A 1,197-nucleotide genomic window follows, 5' to 3' on the forward strand; every position below is an offset into this window, starting at 1 on the left:
TGAGTTCTTCAACATCAAACCTTAATTCTTCTTCCTCTTCCACATCTAAGATGTTTGCAACAGTTTGATGAGATAATGACATATCATCTACTTTCAAGTCTTTACTCATTTTACGTAATGATTTTCTACCTGTACGTGCTTTAAAATGTATATTATCTATTAAAGACTTAGATGTTTTCTTATATTTTTCAAATACATTATCAAGCTTAACTGTAGGATATTTACCACAATTATTACAATAATATTGCCTAAAATAAAATGTTTTATCGCCTGTTTGATTTAAAACAATATTACGAGAGACAAATTTCTTTCTAATCAATGCAGATTTACCACATTTAGGACATCTACGAGTATTAAACTCAAAATGATGTGGACTAACCATAACTACATCATTTTGAAGATCTAAATCATCATATTCATATATTTTACGATTAACTAATTCATTGAAACTTGTTTCATTGTCATAATAATCGAAAAGGTTAAGTTGTATGCTTACTATATTATTATTGTCAGTGATTAATTGGTTATTGAACATATTAATTAATCTACTGACCATTATTAATAAATATTACTATTTAATTCTCTCTAATAAACTCTTACTAATCATTGCAAGTGTAAAAATCATTGTATAGATTGTTATGCTCTTATTTTTTTTAATTTTAGATTTAAAAATTTTTTTTCACAGGAGGTTTTTAGATAATAATTAAACATGTAAATAGTATTTATTAACATGAATACTAAAACATTGAAAAATAAAATGACAAGAGGTAAAATTTTGACACAAACGGCAAATCCTATACTCGCAGCAATTTTATCATTAGTAATTCCAGGACTTGGACAATTATATGGTGGAGAAGGCGTTAAAAAAGCAATCATATTTCTTGTAATTTTTATAGTACTCGGAGCTCTAACAGCTGCTGTTAGTCCTTATGTAGGTACTGTTTCTTTCATATTCGCAGTATATGCAGCATATGATGCATATAAAAATGTTAAAGGATAGTAAATTTTATTAATTTACTTATTCTTTTTCATAATTCATATTAAATAATCAAATTTTTTTTTAAATATTTAAGGCTGTGCAACAATTCAAAAATCTAAGTTTTTAAATTTTGTTAATTAACTTAAAATTACATTTATAGAATTATAATAAATAATATTATAAAAATAAACATGAATATTTAATAAAATTCTATTTTA

The 1,197-nt window shown here is 24.1% G+C and carries 2 protein-coding genes; one reads left to right on the plus strand and one right to left on the minus strand.

Translation table 11 applies throughout. The features are described 5' to 3' along the window. Window positions 1–535, minus strand: a 535-nt coding sequence (locus tag MBFIL_RS04520; protein ID WP_157078663.1) for a hypothetical protein, incomplete at its 3' end; no start/stop codon positions are given. A 195-nt stretch (window positions 536–730) separates the two neighbouring features. Between MBFIL_RS04520 and MBFIL_RS04525 the strand changes: the two genes are divergently transcribed. Next, a complete protein-coding gene (locus MBFIL_RS04525; RefSeq protein WP_245637457.1) occupies window positions 731–1,000 on the plus strand; it encodes a hypothetical protein in 270 nt (89 codons plus the stop codon). Window positions 1,001–1,197: the final 197 nt, after the last annotated feature.

Source organism: Methanobrevibacter filiformis (assembly GCF_001639265.1).
GTDB lineage: Archaea > Methanobacteriota > Methanobacteria > Methanobacteriales > Methanobacteriaceae > Methanacia > Methanacia filiformis.